General features: G+C 64.4%; 17 protein-coding genes. 9 read left to right on the top strand and 8 right to left on the bottom strand.

Going from position 1 to position 17,156, the window contains the following annotated elements; genetic code table 11:
• Positions 1-122: 122 nt before the first annotated feature.
• From AWB70_RS06670 to AWB70_RS06660, 3 genes are read right to left on the bottom strand one after another with little or no spacing between them, the layout of a single operon-like run.
• A complete protein-coding gene (locus AWB70_RS06670) occupies positions 123-1,196 on the bottom strand; it encodes a lipocalin-like domain-containing protein (RefSeq protein WP_053571109.1) in 1,074 nt (357 codons plus the stop codon).
• A complete protein-coding gene (locus tag AWB70_RS06665; RefSeq protein WP_053571108.1) occupies positions 1,196-3,739 on the bottom strand; it encodes an FtsX-like permease family protein in 2,544 nt (847 codons plus the stop codon). The genes AWB70_RS06670 and AWB70_RS06665 overlap by 1 nt, the downstream gene beginning before the upstream one ends.
• Positions 3,736-4,425, bottom strand: coding sequence for an ABC transporter ATP-binding protein (locus tag AWB70_RS06660; RefSeq protein WP_053572048.1), 690 nt, complete (start codon positions 4,423-4,425; stop codon positions 3,736-3,738). The genes AWB70_RS06665 and AWB70_RS06660 overlap by 4 nt, the downstream gene beginning before the upstream one ends.
• A gap of 225 nt (positions 4,426-4,650) precedes the next feature.
• On the opposite strand from AWB70_RS06660, the gene AWB70_RS06655 reads away from it, so the two are divergent.
• The 4 genes from AWB70_RS06655 (at position 4,651) to AWB70_RS06640 (ending at position 8,569) form a co-directional block, all read left to right on the top strand.
• Positions 4,651-5,310, top strand: a complete 660-nt coding sequence (locus AWB70_RS06655; RefSeq protein ID WP_053571107.1) for a GntR family transcriptional regulator — start codon at positions 4,651-4,653, stop codon at positions 5,308-5,310.
• 111 nt (positions 5,311-5,421) lie between these two features.
• Entirely contained in the window at positions 5,422-6,213 is a 792-nt protein-coding gene (locus AWB70_RS06650) for an SDR family oxidoreductase (RefSeq protein WP_045459995.1), read from the top strand.
• A gap of 14 nt (positions 6,214-6,227) precedes the next feature.
• Positions 6,228-7,160 (top strand): 3,5-dioxohexanoate:acetyl-CoA acetone transferase, encoded by a 933-nt coding sequence (gene kce / locus AWB70_RS06645; protein WP_045459993.1) that lies wholly within the window; start codon positions 6,228-6,230, stop codon positions 7,158-7,160.
• A gap of 134 nt (positions 7,161-7,294) precedes the next feature.
• On the top strand, positions 7,295-8,569 hold the full coding sequence (locus tag AWB70_RS06640; RefSeq protein WP_235024172.1) for an MFS transporter: 1,275 nt from the start codon (positions 7,295-7,297) through the stop codon (positions 8,567-8,569).
• A gap of 4 nt (positions 8,570-8,573) precedes the next feature.
• On the opposite strand, the gene AWB70_RS06635 is transcribed toward AWB70_RS06640, so the two are convergent.
• Both AWB70_RS06635 and AWB70_RS06630 read right to left on the bottom strand, forming a co-directional pair.
• Positions 8,574-9,152: a DUF1993 domain-containing protein gene (locus AWB70_RS06635; protein WP_045459987.1), complete on the bottom strand. Its 579-nt coding sequence runs from the start codon at positions 9,150-9,152 to the stop codon at positions 8,574-8,576.
• 73 nt (positions 9,153-9,225) lie between these two features.
• A complete protein-coding gene (locus AWB70_RS06630) occupies positions 9,226-10,986 on the bottom strand; it encodes a PQQ-binding-like beta-propeller repeat protein (RefSeq protein WP_053571106.1) in 1,761 nt (586 codons plus the stop codon).
• Positions 10,987-11,320: 334 nt separating this feature from the next.
• Between AWB70_RS06630 and AWB70_RS38685 the strand changes: the two genes are divergently transcribed.
• The 3 genes from AWB70_RS38685 (at position 11,321) to AWB70_RS06620 (ending at position 12,250) form a co-directional block, all read left to right on the top strand.
• Positions 11,321-11,491 (top strand): hypothetical protein, encoded by a 171-nt coding sequence (locus tag AWB70_RS38685; RefSeq protein ID WP_159680186.1) that lies wholly within the window; start codon positions 11,321-11,323, stop codon positions 11,489-11,491.
• A gap of 178 nt (positions 11,492-11,669) precedes the next feature.
• Positions 11,670-11,903 (top strand): hypothetical protein, encoded by a 234-nt coding sequence (locus AWB70_RS06625; RefSeq protein ID WP_045459982.1) that lies wholly within the window; start codon positions 11,670-11,672, stop codon positions 11,901-11,903.
• 137 nt (positions 11,904-12,040) lie between these two features.
• Positions 12,041-12,250, top strand: a complete 210-nt coding sequence (locus AWB70_RS06620) for a hypothetical protein (protein WP_374730228.1) — start codon at positions 12,041-12,043, stop codon at positions 12,248-12,250.
• 13 nt (positions 12,251-12,263) lie between these two features.
• Here the strand turns inward: AWB70_RS06620 and AWB70_RS06615 are convergent, their stop codons facing one another.
• Positions 12,264-12,569 carry a DUF1488 family protein gene (locus AWB70_RS06615; protein WP_045459977.1) on the bottom strand — a complete coding sequence of 102 codons (306 nt, stop codon included), beginning with the start codon at positions 12,567-12,569 and terminating at the stop codon, positions 12,264-12,266.
• Between the two features lie 176 nt (positions 12,570-12,745).
• On the opposite strand from AWB70_RS06615, the gene AWB70_RS06610 reads away from it, so the two are divergent.
• Positions 12,746-12,940, top strand: coding sequence for a hypothetical protein (locus tag AWB70_RS06610; protein ID WP_053571105.1), 195 nt, complete (start codon positions 12,746-12,748; stop codon positions 12,938-12,940).
• On the opposite strand, the gene AWB70_RS06605 is transcribed toward AWB70_RS06610, so the two are convergent.
• Positions 12,941-14,299, bottom strand: a complete 1,359-nt coding sequence (locus AWB70_RS06605) for an MFS transporter (RefSeq protein WP_053571104.1) — start codon at positions 14,297-14,299, stop codon at positions 12,941-12,943.
• A gap of 278 nt (positions 14,300-14,577) precedes the next feature.
• Entirely contained in the window at positions 14,578-15,471 is an 894-nt protein-coding gene (locus AWB70_RS06600) for a LysR family transcriptional regulator (RefSeq protein WP_053571103.1), read from the bottom strand.
• A gap of 105 nt (positions 15,472-15,576) precedes the next feature.
• On the opposite strand from AWB70_RS06600, the gene mdlC reads away from it, so the two are divergent.
• Positions 15,577-17,154, top strand: coding sequence for a benzoylformate decarboxylase (gene mdlC / locus AWB70_RS06595; protein ID WP_053571102.1), 1,578 nt, complete (start codon positions 15,577-15,579; stop codon positions 17,152-17,154).
• Positions 17,155-17,156: the final 2 nt, after the last annotated feature.

Below are 17,156 nucleotides of genomic sequence, written 5' to 3'. Positions count from 1 at the left end.
GGGGTCGGGTCGAGACTATGAGACGATTCTTAAGTGAAACTTAAGCTGTCACTTTTTATATTTTTGTACGATGTTAGCGGGCATTGTCAGGGGATAGCCCGCATAAGCCGTTTTCGGGAGCCTCACCGCTTCTCCACCTCCAGCGCCTTCCCATACCCCGTCAGTTCGAGATAACCCCGCCCTCGCCCGCCCTCTCCCTCCAGCGTCACCGCGCCTTCCCAATACAGCGCGCCGGTCGAATCGCGCGAGTCGAGTTCCTGATCGTCGATGAGCGGACTTAAGCGCCAGCGCATTGCGCCGACGCGTACGTTCATCGCCACCGGATAAACCGTGTTCGTGCGCGGCGAGCGCCATTGCCGCTCGGGCGTGAACTCGACCTCGCCCGGGCCGAACTGCTTCGTCTCGCCACCGGGCGCGCGCAGCGCGGCGTGCGCCCAGACCGCGCGCCCGTCGCGGCTGCGGACTTTGAACACCATCAGCGCGGAGCCGTCGTCGAGATTCGCGCCGAGCCAGTCCCAGCCGGCGGCGTCCGGCGAAAGCAGCGTGCTCGACCATTCGTGATCGAGCCACGCGCGGCCCGTCACATCGACACGCTTGTTCGTCGATGGCGGCGTCACGCTGCCCGTCACATTCAGTTGCGGCTCGCTGTAGTAGTAGCTCGCCTGCTCGGGCACCGGACCCTTGCGCGAATAGCCGCCGTCGCCCTGCATCATCGGCGGCTGCGTCGGCGTGAAGGTCAGATGAAGCGCGAATCCCGCCGCATCGGCGATCACCGAATAGCTGCCGTCCGCCGCGCGCGTCATGCGCCACGCGTCAAGCTTCACGTCCGTGTTGCCGTCTTTCGCGTACGCGAGGCCGAAGCCCTGCCGCGCGACGTTCTGATCGTGAACGAGGCGTCCGTGCGCCGGGTCCGACAACGCCGCGTGCGCGATGATCAACTGCGACGGATCGAACGCACTCGCATCCGCCTTCTTCCCAGTATTCGAGCGAAAAAACGTGATCTGAAAGCCGAGCGGCCGATGATCGGGCGTATCGAGCCAGCCCGTCGCGTACCACCATTCTGTGCGATACGCCGGGTGCGCGCCGCTGTCCCGCGGCCACTCGATGGCGCGCCCAGGCACGACAGGCGCGAAAACGGGTTCATCGGCAAATGCGCTCATCGACGACAGCAGCAACATCAGAAGCAACGTCCGCATCACCAGTCCTCCCGCACGGCGAGCACCGCATCCACGGACACAGCGCGCCGTCCCGACAGCACCGCCGTCGCGCAGGACGACACGAGCATCACGCACGCGATGACGGCGATCATCGTCCACGGAATGTGCAGCGACATGCTCCAGTGAAACGACTGCGGATTGACGACGAACACCAGAATCAGGCTGATCGCAAAGCCGAGCGCGCAGCCCATCGCGATGCCGAGCAGCGTGAGCCATCCGGCTTCGGACGCGAGCAGCGCGAGAATCTGCGCGCGCGTCACGCCGACGTGACGCAGCATGCCGAATTCGCGCGAGCGCGCGAGCGTCTGCATCGAGAACGTCGCGCCGACGCCGAAGAGGCCGATCACGATCGCCACCGCTTCCAGCAGATAGGTCACGGCAAAGCTGCGGTCGAAAATGGTCAGCGTGCGCGCGCGGATTTCGCCCGGCTCGGAAAATTCGAGCGCGCCGCCGAAGGGCAGCGCCCTGATCGCGCCGATGACCTGCGCCGCGCTCGATCCCGCCCGCAACGTGATGGCGATATCGGTCGCGGCCGTGTCGCCGGTGAGCCGCCGGTAATCGCCGATGCGCATCTGCAGCGCGCCCGTCTGCCGCACGTAGTCGCGCCAGATGCCCGCGACGACGAAGCGCTCGCCCGCCCCGCCCACCGGCAGGCTCACGCGCTCGCCGACGCGATACCCGTAGAGATCGGCCATCGCCTCGGAGGCCCACACGGGCGTCTCGCCTTCGCGCCACGACGAAGGCGGCAACGCGTCGCCGGTCATTTGCAGCGTCGCGCCGGGATCGGCGGCATCGAGTTCGCGGGCGATCAGCGCGACGGGCGGCTTCGCGGCATCGAGCGTCAGTTTCGACGCGCGCGTGAACGCCGCATGGGCGACGCCGTTCGCGCCCGCAATCTGCCGCTGCTGTTCCGGATCGAGGCCGCCCGTGTCGCCGCTCGACGCCATGCGCACATAGAGATCCGCTGACAGCAGATGCGCGAGCCAGTCTTCCACCGACACGCGAAAGCTCGTGACCATGATCGCCATCGCGACGATCAGCGTGAAACTCGACAGCACGCCGCCCATGGCGATCGACGCCTGCCCCGGCGCATTCGCGAGCCGCGCGAGCGCGAGCGTCGCAACGGCGCTGCGCGGCTTCGCTGCGCGCCGGAACACGATGGCCGTGACGCGCGGCATCAGCGCAATGCCGCCGACGAGCAGCAGCGCGACGGCCACGTAACCGGCGATGGGCGCATCGAAGACGGGCGGCGCCTGCGTCAGCGCGGCGCCCGCCGCGAGGCACGCGAGCGCGGGCCACGGCTTGCCGAGCGGCGTGAGCGCGGCCTCTTCGCTGCCGGCTTTCAGCGCGGGCGCGGGGCGGGCGCGCGCCGCTTCGAGCGCGGGAACGAGCGTGCCCGCGAGCGCGACGCCGATGCCGAGCGCAAGAACGATCGCGCTCGCGACCGGCTCGAACGCGACGCGCGGCTCGACGCCCGGAAAATAGCCGCCGCCGAGATCGCTGCCGAAAAAGCGCAGTGCGAACGCCGCCACGGCAAAACCGAGCGCGATGCCGAGCACGCCGCCCGCGACGCCGAGCAGCGCGCCTTCGAGCATGATCTGGCGCACCAGCGACGCGCGCGTCATGCCGAGCACGCGCAGCATCGCGAATTGGGCACGCCGGCGCACGACGCCCGCAGCCTGCGTCGAAAACACGAGAAACGCGCCGGTGAAAAGCGCGACCAGCGCCAGCACGTTCATATTGATGCGATACGCCCGCGAGAGCCGATCCGTGCGGCTTTCCACATCGCTTGTCCCGGTGACGACGAGCCTGCCGCCCAGTTCGCGTTGCAGCGTCTCGCGAAACGCGTCGCGATCGACGCCGCGCGCCAGTTGCAGATCGACGCGCGAGAGCTTGCCCGTCATCCGGAAATGGGTCTGCGCGGCGGCAATGTCCATGACCGCGATGCGCTGGCCGGGGCGCGTGCGCGTAATGCCGCCCGCGACGCGCAGGCGTACCGGCGACGTGCCGCTTTGCAGTTCGACCGAAGCGCCATCGCGCGCGCCGAGCCACGCGAGCGCTGCGGGCGAGAGGAAGATCGCGTCCTGATCGAGCGCGTCGAGCGGCGCATCCGGCGACGGCACGCCGGTCAGATCCGGCGCGATGCGTTTCGCGCGGAACACGTCGATGCCGAGCACCTTGAGCGGCGTGGTCTTGCCGGGCACGGCGACGTCGACTTCGAGCACCGGACTCGCGAGCGCGACGCCCGCGCGCGTCGCGAGCCGCGGATAGACGTTTTCATCGATGAACGGCTGCGCGCCGCGCACCTGCAAGTCCGCTTGCCCCGAGAGACTGCGCGCGGCGGCGGAAAACTCGTTGAAGGCCGCGCCGTTGATGAGTTGCACCGCGTAGCCCAGGCCGACGCCGAGCGCGATGGTCAGCATCGCGACGAGCGCGCGTCCGCGATGGCTGCGCCATTGCGCGCCGAGCAGCCAGCGCGTGAGGGTGTCGAGCGGTCGGCGGGCGGGCGTAATCGCGCTCATCGGGTCAGCGCCGCGGCGTGCAACGCGCCATCGGCGAGAATCAGCACGCGATCGGCGAAAGCGGCGGCGGCTTCGGAGTGCGTGACCATCACGGTCGCGGCGCGCGTCGCCTTCGTTTCGGCGCGCAGCAGTTCCAGCACCTCATGCGCGGTCTGCGGATCGAGATTGCCGGTGGGTTCGTCGGCGAGCAGGAGACGCGGCCGATGCACCAGTGCCCGCGCGATCGCCACGCGCTGCAACTCGCCGCCGGAAAGCTGGCGCGGCATGTCGTCGCCGCGCCCGTCGAGTCCGACCGCAGCCAGCATCGCGCGCGCGGGCGCGGCGGGCATGCCGTTCAGCAACAGCGGCACCGCGACGTTCTGATACAGCGTCAGGTGCGGCAAAACGTGAAACGCCTGAAAGACGAAGCCGAGCTTCTGGCGGCGAAGGCGCGTGGCGGCGTCGTCGGAGAGCGAAGAGATCGATGCGCCGTCGATCAGCACCTCGCCGCTGTCGGCGGTGTCGAGGCCCGCGATCAGATTGAGCAGCGTCGATTTGCCGACGCCCGAATCGCCCATGATCGCGACGAACTCGCCCGCGCCGAGCGCGAAATCGAGCGCGTCGAGCACGATGCGCCCGCCGCTGTAAGTCTTCGTCAGGCGGCGGCATTCGAGGGCGGGAGACACGTCGGAGTCGGCGGGAAGCATGTTCATCGGCGGGCAGGCTGATCGATTCGCAAGCATTGTGCCCATGAAAAGCCCGCGGCGCTTCGAACGTTCGTCGCGAGGGTTATCCCTTAGGCAGCGCGGATTGACTTAACGCGTCGAGGAAATCAAACTGTGATCACAGATCAAACAACACACGGGAATGCTGTCTTGCCTCGATCCGCATCGCAACCCATACCGCAACTCGAAGTCATTGCCACCGAGACGATGGCGACGAAGGTTTATCAGCAACTGCGCGAAGCGATCATGAGCGGCAGCTTCGCCGCGGGTCAGCCGTTGAGCCTGCGCGGCGTGGCCGAAGCCGTCGGGCTTTCGACCATGCCGGTGCGCGCCGCCCTCACGCGGCTGCGCGCGGAAGGCGCCCTGGTGGACGGCCCCTCGCGCGGTCTCATGGTCCCGCCGATGACGCCCGAGTTGCTCGAAGAGCTGCGCGACGTGCGCATCGCGCTGGAAGGCTGCGTCGCGGAACGCGCCGCCGCGCGCATGACGAACGGCGACGTCGCGGCCGTGCAGCGCATCTTCGATGAAATGGATGCCCACGTCGAAGCCGACGACGCGCGCGCCTATCTGCGCTGCAACTTCGCGTTCCACACGAGCATCTACCGCCACGGCGCGAGCGAGATGACGCTCGCGACGATTCAGAACATGTGGATGCGCATCGGTCCGTTCCTGAACATGGTCGCGCCCGATGTCGCGCACATGCGCGTGTCGATGCAGGCGCACCGGCAGATCATCGATGCGCTGTGGAAGCACGACGGCGCGGCGGCACGCGAAGGCATCGCGAAGGATATCCGCGACGCCGCCCGCGACCTCGAAACGCGCCTGCGATCGCAGCGCGAAGAACCGAGGCGTCACGCGCAAAGCTGAACACGAGAAGGCGCGCGCGGCGCGCCTTCAGCCACGATCATAAGCATGACTAATCGCTTGAGCGAGGACGGTGCACGTCCTTCGCAAACATAACCACAAAGGAGTCGCACGATGGATTTCATGAAACTGCTCACGCCGCGCCCGGGCTTGCGCGTGCTGATCACCGGCGGCGCATCGGGCATCGGCCTGGCCATCGCGAAGGCGTTCGTTTCGACGGGCGCGCGCGTGCACGTGTGCGATGTCGATGCGAAAGCCATCGACGCGGCATCGACGGTGTCGCCTGCCATCTCGGGCACGCGCGCGGACGTCGCGAACAAGGACGACGTGAAGCGCGTATTCGAAGACGTGCGGCGCGAACTCGGCGGGCTCGACGTGCTGATCAACAACGCGGGCATCGCGGGACCGACGGGCGGCATCGACGCGATCGATTCCGGCGAATGGGAACAGACCATCGACGTGAATCTGAACAGCCAGTATTACTTCTCGCGCGAAGCCGTGCCGATGCTGCGCGAGGCAACCGATGGCGGCGTGATCGTGTTCATGTCGTCGGTGGCGGGACGGCTCGGCTATGGCTTCCGCACGCCTTATGCCGCGACGAAGTGGGCCGTGGTCGGGCTCGCGAAGAGTCTCGCGATCGAGCTCGGTCCCGACAATATCCGCGTGAATGCGGTGCAGCCGGGCATCGTCAAGGGTCCGCGCATGGAAGGCGTGATCGCCGCGCGTGCCAAGCAACTTGGGATTCCTTACGAAGAAATGGAGAAGCAGTATCTCGCGAAGATCTCGCTGCGCCGCATGGTCACGCAGGAGGAAGTCGCCGCGAGCGTGCTGTATCTCAGCTCGCCCGCCGGCAGCGCGATCTCGGGGCAGGCGCTCTCCGTCTGCGGCAACGTCGAAACGCTTTGAAGAAAGAGGACATCATGGCAACGAAACGCAAGGTCATCATCACGTGCGCCCCGACGGGCGCAATCCATACGCCGTCGATGTCGCCGTATCTGCCGGTCACGCCCGACCAGATCGCCGAGGCCGCGCTCGCAGCGGCGAAGGAAGGCGCGGCGATCCTGCATTTGCACGCGCGCGATCCCGAAGACGGACGCCCGACGCAGGAACCCGCCGTGTTCGAGCGCTTCCTGCCGCGCATCAAGTCGCAAACGGATGCCGTTATCAATCTGACGACCGGCGGCAGCCCGCACATGACGGTGGCGGAGCGTCTGAAGCCCGCGCATCACTTCCAGCCGGAAGTGGCGTCGCTGAACATGGGTTCGATGAACTTCGGCCTCTATCCGATGCTCGATCGCTTCAAGGATCTGAAGCACGACTGGGAACGCCAGCATCTGGAAAAGAGCCGCGATCTCGTCTTCAAGAACACGTTTGCGGATATCGAATACATCCTGACGTCGTGCTCGGCGAACGGCACGCGCTTCGAATTCGAGTGCTACGACATCTCGCATCTGTATAACCTCGCGCACTTCGTCGATCGCGGACTCGTCAAGGGACCGTTCTTCGTGCAGAGCGTGTTCGGCCTGCTCGGCGGCATCGGCGCGCATCCCGAAGATCTCGCGCACATGAAGCGCACGGCCGACCGCCTCTTCGGCAACGACTACGTCTGGTCGATTCTCGGCGCGGGCCGCAATCAGATTCCGCTCGGCTCGATCGGGCTTGCGCAAGGATCGAACGTGCGCGTGGGTCTGGAGGACTCGCTGTGGATCGGGCCGGGCGAACTCGCCGAATCGAGCGCGGCGCAGGTGCGCAAGATCCGGCAGGTGATCGAAGGCTTGTCTCTGGAAGTCGCGACGCCCGCCGAAGCGCGCCAGATGTTGTCGCTCAAGGGCGGCGACAACGTGAACTTCTGATCGTCGCATGCGCGCGCCGTGCAGGCGGCGCGCTCACTTCATCACGCCATTAGAAATACAACGCCTACGGAGACTTTATCTTGTCCAAGCCCGACACGACGAGCGCCGCGCAGCACGCGTCGCTCAACAGCCTGATGCTGCGCAAGCTGATGCCCTTGCTGGTGATCGTCTATGTGATCAGCTTTCTCGATCGCACGAACATCGCGCTCGCGAAGCATTCGATGAGCATCGATCTCGGTATCTCCGCCGCCGCGTACGGACTCGGCGCGGGTCTGTTCTTTCTGACCTACGCGGCCTTCGAGATTCCGAGCAACCTGATCATGCACAAGGTCGGCGCGCGTTTCTGGATCACGCGCATCATGGTGACGTGGGGCGCGCTCTCCGTGGCGATGGCTTTCGTCACCGGCGAAACCTCGTTCTACGTGATGCGCCTGCTGCTCGGCGCGGCCGAAGCGGGCCTCTTTCCGGGCGTGATGCTGTATCTGACGTACTGGTTCGGCCGTGAGGAACGCGCCCGCGCAACCGGTTATTTCCTGCTCGGCGTGTGCGTGGCGAATATCGTCGGCGGTCCGCTCGGCGGCGCGCTGCTCGAACTCGACGGCTTGCTCGGCTTTCACGGCTGGCAATGGCTCTTCGTGATCGAAGGCCTCCCCGCGATCCTGCTTGCCTTCGTCGTCTGGAAACTGCTGCCCGATCGCCCGACGAGCGCGCCGTGGCTCTCGCGCGATGAAGCCGTCGCGCTGGAGCGCCGCCTCGCCGCCGAGCACGATTCGCAAGGCAGCGGCCACGGCGCGGGCGCGTTCCGCAGCGTCCTCGGCGATCGTCAGGTGTGGCTCGCGATTCTCGTCTACTTCTGCCATCAACTGACGATCTACACGGTGATCTTTTTCCTGCCCGGCATCATCGGTGCATCGGGACACTTCTCGCCGCTGACCATCGGGTTGCTCACCGCGACGCCTTGGGTTGCCGCCGCCATCGGCGCCGCCACGCTGCCGCGTCTCGCGAGCGATTCGTCGAAGAGCCGGCGCATGCTGATCGGCGGGCTCGTCATCATGGCCTCGGGCATGCTGATCGCCGCATGGTCGACGCCCGCGATCGGGCTGCTGGGCGTGTGCCTGTCCGCCTCGATGTTCTTCGTGGTGCAGTCGATCATCTTCACGTTTCCGTCGTCGCGGCTTTCGGGCAGCGCGCTCGCGGGCGGCCTCGGGCTCGTCAATTCGTGCGGCCTGCTCGGCGGCTTCGTCGGCCCGACGGTGATGGGCATCATCGAGCAGACGACCGGCCGCGCGATGAACGGGCTCGTGTGTCTCGCGGTGGCGCTTTTGATCGCGGCGGTATGCAGCGCGCGCCTGCGTCACGGCAACGAGGAACGCGCCGACGAGAAGCGCCGCGTGATGTCGAACGCGTGATGCTTCAGTTCTGCGGCATCGTCCCCGGCCGCAGATACGCGAACATGTGCGACACGTAATCCGGCTTGCCGAGCGGCACGCCGTGATTGCGCAAAATGCCGTAGGCGGTCACGGTGTGAAAGTAGAACTGCGGCAGCGACCAGTCGCGTGCGTATTGCTCGCCGGTCATGTCGAAAACCACGCCGTTCGGCAGCGTCAGCGCAATTTGCCTGTCGGCGCCCGCGTCGAGCGCGTCGTCCGGCAGTTCGCTGAGAAACGCGATCGCATCCGCGAGACGCGCGCGGGCGTCGGCGAGCGAGCCCGGCTGCTCGTTCGACTTCCACCCTTCCGCGCGCACGTTCAAGAGCGCCTGCGGCACCTCGATTCCGCGCAGCCGGTACGCCGGCTCCTGCGACTGAAAACACACGAAACGCACTTGAGCCGCGAGCGGATACATGTCCGGCGCGAGGCGCAGCGACATGAGCGCATCGGCCTGAAAATCCGCGTTCTTCGCGCTTTCGTGCGCCGTGGCTTTGTCGAGCCACGCCGAGAGGTTGTTCAACGTCTGCAGGAAGGTCGGAACGAGAAGACGGGTCAGTTGCATCGCAATGCTCCACGGGTCGAGAATCCGCGATCTTATATCGGTCCGGACCTTTTCCGCGCGGAACACCGCGGCGTCACAGCAGCCCGAATACCGCCACGCCGGTCTTCGTGCCGACGAACACCTTGCCATTCGCGATCGTCGGCGAGACGAACTTGTTGCCCGCGCCGAACTGATCGCGCGAGCCCGCCGAATTGCTGCTGTAGAGCTCGAAGAGATTGCTGGCGTCGTAGGCATGCAGCACGGCCGGCGTCACGTTTTCCACGCCCCAGACGATGCCGTTCGTGTTGCCGTTCGCGGAGATCACGGGCGCGAGGCCCGGGAAGCTCCAGTTCCCCGCCGGGCTCGTGCTCTGGCTCGACGCGGCCGTCGCCACCCGCGCGTTGACGACCGGCAGCGCCTTGAGATGATCGCCCGCCGGTCCGACATAGATCGTGTTGTTGTAGAACGCGGGCGCGCTGAACATCGGGCCGGTGATCGTCGTGAAAAGCTCCTGATAGATGTGGTCGCCGTTCGAATCGAACTTGCCCATGTTGTCGCGATCCACGATATAGAGCGCGCGCGTCTTGCCGCCGCCTATCGCGAGATGCCGCACGTTGCCGTTGATATCGGTGACGTCGGGCAGCACGAGCACGCCGCCGGAGCCGAGATCGAGATCCTGGCTCGACTGCACGACCGTGTCCGACGGCTGGAAGTAATCGGTCACTTGCAGCGTCGGCGTCGGCGTGACCTTGAGGAAGCCGTTGCCGAAGTCGTTGTGAATCGGCATGTCCTGCGCGTTGGTGGTCGGATCGAACGTGCCGTTGCCGTCGAGGAAATAGATCGACGTGCCGTCCGATGCGAGACCCGCGCCGCTCATCCAGATGCCGCCCATCTCGCCGTTCGGCGTGATGTTGAGAATGCTGGTCTGCTTCAGCGTGTCGGCGCTATAACCCATCACCCAGCCGGTGTACGGCAGCACGTCGCAATGCGAGCTCCATGACGTGTACACGATGCCGTTCAGAAGCAGCAGCGACGCGCGCTCGATATATTGGCCCGGCGTGAACGGCACGACGCCGTTGACGCTGCCCGACCCGGTGCCCGGATACGAGCCGGTGATTTCCGTCGGACCGCCGAAGAGCTGCGCGCCCGTCGCGATGTCGAGCGCGTGAATGCGCTGGTGATACGCGCCGCCCGCGTCCTTCGACATGGCGACGAGATAGATCGCGCCATTCGGCCCGCGCGCGCGATCGATGACGGGCGTCGACGTGATGCCGATGGTCGGCGTGGTCTGATTGCAGCTATGGTCGTCGCTCGGCGTTTCGCCCGGCAGCATCGCGGAGACGCGCCAGAGCACGGCGCCGGTGTCGGCGTCGAACGCATACGCGCTCCCGTTTTCGGTCATGACATATAGCACGTTATGCGTGGCGCCCGCGATCGGCACGTTCGCGAGATAGAGCGGCTGCGCATCGACGGCGCCATCGACGGGATAAAAGCCGAGCTTGCCGAAGGTCGTCGGATTGACGTTGGCGATGGTGAGCCGGGTTTCGGCAAGCTGCTGCGCCGTGCGGCCGATGTCGTTGTGATAGGTGGTGACGTCCACCGGAGTCGATGCAGACGGCGTGTTCGACGTGGGCGCGCTCGCGCCGGATGGCGCACTCGCCGCGCCGCCCGACGACGCCGGCGAAGGGCTCGATGCCGACGACGGGCCCGAGGCCGCCGGCGCACCCGACGCCCCCGATGCGGGCGCGGCGCCCGACTGCGCGGCCGTATCGGAGCTGGAACTGCCTCCGCTGCATCCACCGATGATCGCTGCAATCGCAACTGCAAACACGCCAATCGTCAAATGCCCTTTCATGTGCGGATCTCCGTTCCTGGAGGGGCGAGCCCGGTGCAACGCGATTATTGTCTGCGACGGCTTAAATCGGAAAACATTCGTCGGTGGAGAGCTAGGCTTTGTCGGAATGGTCGGCAGCGAGTGTGTATTCGTATGAAGCTTACAAGCAAGCGCGCGTTGCTTTTACCTGTAAGTTTCGGCGGCGCCGGAAAAAGGCGGACGATCGGGCAATCAGCGCCGACGCGCGGGCAAGACGGTCAAGCACCCTGAAAGGCACATTACACCGCAGGACGGGACCGCTTGCGACATCGCAGCTTCATTTTGGTCTTGCCCGGAATTCAGCAAGGTGAGACCGATGAAACGCCTGACCGCGCAAGTGATGTATCACCCGCTCGTCGCCCTGTCGTCGCTCTATCTGACGGAATTAATGAGCCGGCCCGATCTCGGCCTCTCCGGCACGCTATTTATGCTGGCGACGCGATCGATATCCCGCATCGTGACTGCGTTGCGGAGCAATACAGTCTGACTATAAAACCGTCTTACTTAAACGAGCACCGAAAAAAAGTAAAAAAGCTTAAATCGGGTAAGACAACAAAAGTTGAACGGTTACGCTTCTTCTTACGGAATGTAGGCAGCGTTGCGGAATTCGGCACTATCTGCCGTGCTGCGGCCTGCGAAAAATATTAGAGAACCTGAGAGAACGCATGACCGAACCCAATGATGTCGTCTATAAAGGACATCTACTGAGCGCGACCGCCGTATTGGAAGAAGACAGATACGCGGCGATGCTCGTCGTTCGAGATCCGAGCGGCACGCGCCGCGCAAGCGGCATGCTCGGCGAATTCGCGAGTGCGACCGGCGCCGTACGCTACGCATTCGCTTATGGCATGGCTGAAATCGATCATCGGCAGTCTGGGCAGAACCCCGCGCCACGCTGACGGCGCGAGCATTCGCTAGCACGCTTCATCTCGATTGCGAGCAGCCGCGCGCCGCTCGCGCCTTCCATCCTTTCCGGCGAGTCGAATCTATGATTATTTATCATCGGGGAGCGGCTTTTCAGCCCTCTGCCACCCGTGTGGGCAATGCTTTCGTCGCGACCGCTTCGATACTCGAAGAGGACGGGCATGCCACCTCGCTCGGGAACCTGGGCGCGTTCGCGAGCAAGGACGGCGCGCTCGGTTTCGCGGTTCGCTGCGCGACCGCGTTTCTCGACGGCGACGAATTGCCCTTGCCGCCGTTTCAGTTGACGCTGCAAAAGAGTTGCAACGCACCGAGCGTTGCATAACGCGCATTGAGAATCAGGCCGTGCCCGGCGAGGCATGGCCGCGTGCTTCGCGAAACCGGAAGAACCCGCTGCGCAGCATGACCGATGTCCCTCCAACCCGTTTGAGCAAGTGCTCGGCCGCGCCTTCGATCGACGATCGATGGCTTTCGAACGCAAGCTGCAAATCTTCCTCACGCCACGACGCGGCGCCGAAGTGATCTTCCAGCGCCTCGGCGGAAATGGTGCACTCGACGTGCTCGCCATCGGCAACCGCCGCGAACGTGAGCGAAGGGACATCGCCTTGATAGATGGGCGTCTGACTCGGGAACTTGATGTTCATGCCGGACCTCATGAGCGATGTTGCACGGGTTTGAACGAACGAAAGATATCCCTTCAGTCTCCGCGATGGCGCACTCGTCCGTATTGACACAGATCAATGCGGCCTCGCCTGGCATGCTTAACCGGTCTTCGGCGTGTACGATGGAAAGCGTCGATCAGCGAGTTTCAGGAGGCGCCATGAAAGCGGTGTGCCCGCTGCACGGGCCGACGACCATCATCCGCACGAATGCCTACGGCTTTCCGGTCTATGCGTGCTGTTGCGACGACGTGCCGTATGTCACGCCGCCGGATGCCTGCACGAGAGCGCCGACGCAACGCGGCGCGCCCGCCGAGCCTCGGTCGCCGCGGCAACCGAAGACCCGGCAGGAATAATCACGCCAAATCGGCTTTCGGCGCAGCCACGACCCTGTGGTCCTGTCGCGGCCGGCGCACGTTGATCAGGCAAACCGCAAGCATCGCGATAACACCCGGAATCGCGATAGCGACGAAGTTCTGCTGAAGCGGCAGTGCCTTGGCAACGAGAAAGCCGATCACGATAGGCGCGAGAATCGCCCCGCTGCGCCCGACGCCCGATGCCCAGCCAATACCGGTCGAGCGAATCGCCGTCGGATAGAACTGTCCCGCGAAGGCATACGTGACGATCTGCGTGCCGATGGTCGACGCGCCGGCGAGCCCGACGAGGAAGAACAAGACGCCCACCGGAACCTTCACGCCGAGCAGGCTGATGGAAACGGCCGCGAGCGCATACATCGCGATCAGCACGTATTTGATGTTGAAGCGGTCGGCGAGCCATCCGCCGCCGATCGCGCCGATCATCGCGCCGAAGTTGAGCACCAGCACGAACGTGAGCGCCGAACCGAGGCTGTGTCCCGCGCCTGCCATGAGTTTCGTCAGCCACGAGCTCAACGCGTAGACCATGAAGAGGCACATGAAGAACGCGATCCACAGCATCACGGTGCTCATGCCGCGGCCTTCCGCGAACAGTCTGCCGATGGTCGAGCCAGACGTCGAGCCAGGCGCCGGTTCCCGTTCGGACAGCGAGAAGCTATCGGCTTGTTGCGGCACGTAGGCCGGTTCGATGCGCGGAAGGATCTTCGCCAGCGTCTCGCTGCGGCCATTGCGCACGAGAAAACCGAGCGACTCGGGCATGTACTTGAGGATCACGGGCGCGAGCAGCGCGGGCAGCCCCGCCGCGATAAAGACGGATTGCCAGCCGTAACGCACGATCATCGCCTTGCCGACGAGCGCCGCGAGCATGCCGCCGACGGAATAGCCGCTGAACATCAGCGTCACCATCGTGCTGCGGATCTTGCGCGGCGAATACTCGGTCATTTGCGCGACCACGTTCGGCATGACGCCGCCGATTCCCAGCCCCGCAAGGAAACGCGCAATGCCGAAGGTCAGCGGATCTTTCGTGAAGCCCGCCGCCGCGGTGAAGACGCTGAAGAGCAGAAGGCAGATCACGATCGCGGGCACGCGGCCGATCTTATCGGCGATCGTGCCGAGAAACACCGCACCGATCATCATGCCGAGCAAGGCGGAGCTCACCATGAATCCGGCGCTGGTCGCCTGAACGCCCATATCGCTCATGATCGACGGCAATGCGATTCCGACGACGGCAAGATCATAGCCATCGAAAATAATGATGAGCGCGCACCAGAATAGAAGCAGCAAATGAAATTTCCTGAACCTGGCTTCGTCGCATAGCTTTTGAACGTCGATCTGACGCATGATGTCTCCTTGACTTTAAATACTCGATTAATTGCCGCGATTTTGTTTTTGGACTGATTCGACGGTTTTTCTGCGTTCGCTGCACGCGCGTGTTTTCGCTCGCCGCATAAGCAATGCGGCGAGGCGTGCCTGATCTGATGTCTTTTCTGCGTTGACGGAACTGCGTTGAGGGTGCGATCTGCTAGCGGGCTCAGAATATTCGAGCCGATATGCAGCGTCCAATACCGAATTGGTGTCCGGCTATACCTTGCGGGAATGAAAGGGCGCGGACATGCGCATCAGACGTCGCTCAGCGTGCGCTTGATCGTGTCGCAAAGCCATTGCTGCGCGGCGGTATCCTCCGCGTGCGGATACCAGTAAAGATTGACTTCGAAAGGCGGCGTGGGAAAGGGAAGCGGAAGCACGCGCAACCTGCCCTCTTCCGCGAACGCGCTCGCGATGCGCGTTGGCAGCGTGAGCAGCAGATCCGTCGATGCGATCGCCGAGAACAGGCTCGTGAAATGCGGCACGCGCAGGACGATTTTCCGGCTCAGCCCCATCTCGCTCATCACGTCTTCGACGAGATGATGCCCCGTGAACGGCGCGACGACGACATGACTGGCGGCGACATAGTCTTCGAGACTGAGGTTATTCCCGATAGCCGGATGCGAGGCACTGAGAAGACACGAATAACTTTCGCTGAAAAGCGCCGATTTCCTGACCTGCCCGCCGACGAATTGCAGATTGCCGACGGCGGCATCGACATAACCGGTTTGCAGCCATTGCGCGATCGATTCGCTGTCGATCTGCACGACTTCGAGTCCGATCGAAGGAGCAACCGACTGGAATTCGCGTAGGAGATGCGGCAGGAAATGCAGTTCGCCCAGATCGGATAGCGCGAGCCGGAACGAGCGTTCCGAGCGCGTGGGATCGAACTTCCGGGTCGCGGCAATGGCCGCTTCAATGCTATCCAGCGACTGCTTGAATGCGTTGAAGAGCTGCGTGGCGTTGAAAGTGGGCACCATGCCGTCGCGCGTGCGCGTGAAGAGCGGATCGTGCAGAAGATCTCTCAATCGCGTCAGCGAGTAACTCACCGAAGGCTGCGTGATGCTCAGACGTTTGGCCGCGGCACTGACGCTCTTCGTCTCGTAGATCGCGACGAACGTTCTTATCAGATTGAGATCCGTGCTCATGGTTTTCACTCATATAGACGGTCTCTATTATAAGAACGAAAAAACGATGATTGGTCTTATTCGATCCGTGCTCATACGATGGATGCACAGATAGGAACCCAGGCCATGAAGACGATCCATCAAGCTTGCTACGACATTCTCCGCACTCAGGGATTGACCACGTTCTTCGGCAATCCCGGCTCGAACGAACTGCCCTTCCTGAACGATTTCCCGGGCGATTTCCGCTATATCCTCGGTTTGCATGAAGGCGCTGTCGTCGGCATGGCCGATGGCTACGCGCAGGCAAGCGGCCGCACGACGCTCGTGAACCTGCATTCGGCGGCAGGCACCGGCAATGCGATGGGCGCGCTAGCGAATGCATGGAACTCCCACACGCCGCTCGTCGTCACCGCGGGCCAGCAGGTTCGCGCGATGGTCGGCGTCGAAGCCCTGCTCGCCAATGTCGATGCCACGACGCTGCCGCGTCCGCTCGTGAAATGGAGTTGCGAGCCGGCATGCGCGCAAGACGTGCCGCTCGCGCTCAGCCGCGCGATTCATACGGCGGGCACGGGCGCGAAGGGTCCGGTCTATCTGTCGGTTCCCTACGACGACTGGAAGCAGCAGGCCGCTTCGGGCGTCGATCATCTCGCCGGCCGGCGCGTCGGGGTCGCGGGACTGCCATCGGCTTCGGCCATCGAATCGCTTGCGCGCGAACTCGAACAGGCGAAGCATCCCGTGATGATTCTCGGCCCCGACGTCGATGCCAGCGCCGCCAACGACTTCGCAGTCGCTATCGCCGAGAAGCTCGCCATGCCGGTGTGGATGGCGCCATCCGCGCCGCGTTGCGCCTTTCCGACGACGCATCCCTGCTTTCAGGGCTTGTTGCCCGCGGGCATCGCCAGCATCAGCGGATTGCTGGAAGGTCATGATCTCGTGCTGGTCGTCGGCGCGCCGGTGTTTCGCTATCACCAGTACGAACCGGGCGAATTCCTGCCACCGGGCGCGCGTCTCATCGCCATTACCTGCGATATCAACGAGGCCACGCGCGCGCCGATGGGCGACGCCCTCGTCGCCGATATCGCCTCGACGCTCGAAGCACTGAGCCGCGCCGTTTCGAGCGCTAACCGCGCGATGCCCGCGCCACGCCGCCGCCCCGGCCCCGCGCCGGAAGAAGCCGGACCGCTCGCGCCGGAACGCGTGTTCGATATCCTCGACGACATGGCGCCGCGCGATGCGATCTACGTGAACGAATCGACATCAACCACCAACCTGATGTGGCAGCGCCTGCGCATGACGGAACAGGGAAGCTATTACTTCGCGGCCGCCGGCGGACTCGGCTTCGCGCTGCCCGCCGCGGTCGGCATTCAACTGGCGAAGCCTGAGCGGCGCGTGATCGGCGTGATCGGCGACGGCTCCGCAAATTACGGCATCCAGGCCTTGTGGACAGCGGCGCACTACGACATTCCCGCGATCTTCATCATCATGAAGAACGGCACGTATGGTGCATTGCGCTGGTTTGCCGGCGTGCTGCACGCTGACGGCGTGCCGGGTCTCGACGTGCCGGGAATCGACTTCTGCTCGCTTGCGCGCGGCTATGGCGTCGAGGCGCTGCACGCGGACTCCGGCGCGTCGCTGACCGCCGCGCTGCGCCGCGCGCTCGATGGCAACAAGCCCGTGCTGATCGAAGTGGAAACGCGAGCCTGAAC

The organism is Caballeronia cordobensis (assembly GCF_001544575.2).
Classification (GTDB): Bacteria; Pseudomonadota; Gammaproteobacteria; order Burkholderiales; family Burkholderiaceae; genus Caballeronia; species Caballeronia cordobensis.
This window is presented reverse-complemented; position numbering and strand designations above follow the sequence as displayed.